Raw genomic sequence first — 1,025 nt, forward strand, 5'->3', positions numbered from 1 at the left:
CAGCCGCCTACGCGCGCTTTACGCCCAGTAAATCCGGATAACGCTCGCCCCCTACGTTTTACCGCGGCTGCTGGCACGTAGTTAGCCGGGGCTTATTCGTCCGGTACCGTCAGAACTTCTTCCCGGACAAAAGCGGTTTACGTCCCGAAGGACTTCATCCCGCACGCGGCGTCGCTGCATCAGGGTTTCCCCCATTGTGCAAGACTCCCGACTGCTGCCTCCCGTAGGAGTCTGGGCCGTGTCTCAGTCCCAGTCCGGCTGTCCGTCCTCTCAGACCAGCTACCCGTCGTCGCCTTGGTAGGCCGTTACCCTACCAACTAGCTGATAGGCCGCAAAGCCCTCCTCAGGCGGATCGCTCCCTTTCATGTGAGAGGGATGCCCCCCTCACACTGTATCCGGTATTACTCCCGCTTTCGCAGGGCTATCCCGGTCCTGAGGGCAGGTTCTTTACGTGTTACTCGACCGTTCGCCGCTGTCCAGCAGACCAAAGCCTGCCGGACCGCTCGACTTGCATTTCTCAGGCACGCCGCAAGCGTTCGTCCTGAGCCAGGATCAAACTCTCCATCAGAGCTTAATCCTTGCACTTAAATTCCTTACTCTCACTTATCCCCGGTTTTCAAAGTGCTTTCCAGCACCGCTTATTCTACCACCGCGGAAGAAGCTGGTCAACCCACCTTCACCCTTTCCGCGGATGGCGTCCCTTCACGGTGCCGCTGCGTATTCTATCATCTATCCCCGGCTTGTGTCAATACCCTGCGCCGAAATTCGGTGTAAAAATCGAGGTATGTTTTACCGTCTCTGCCCTCGGCTCTCGCTCCGCGCGACGCTCAACAGCTCCATAAAAACCGTCGTTATCTTACCCGCCTCACCTCTAAAGCTTTCAAACTGACCGGACCCAAAAGCCCAGACCTTTGAAGCGCCTCCCCTCTCCTCCAAAGGCGCCAACTGGTGAAGGTAAAGCGACCCGTAGGGCTTGGTCTTCCCTCCAAAAGCCAGTCCGGCCAGCGTCTTAGCGTTCCATCTGG

The 1,025-nt window shown here is 57.7% G+C and carries 1 protein-coding gene and 1 rRNA gene (1 of these 2 cut by a window edge); both read right to left on the reverse strand.

Features of this window, described 5'->3' with window-relative positions; translation table 11 throughout:
- Window positions 1-568 (reverse strand): 16S ribosomal RNA (locus ABJK56_RS03835) (its annotated part extends 316 nt beyond the left edge of the window); the annotation flags it as partial.
- A 221-nt stretch (window positions 569-789) separates the two neighbouring features.
- A partial coding sequence (locus ABJK56_RS03840) for a hypothetical protein (RefSeq protein WP_347243345.1) occupies window positions 790-1,025 on the reverse strand: 236 nt, incomplete at its 5' end.

It is taken from the genome of Thermogutta sp. (genome assembly GCF_039793925.1).
Classification (GTDB): domain Bacteria; phylum Planctomycetota; class Planctomycetia; order Pirellulales; family Thermoguttaceae; genus Thermogutta.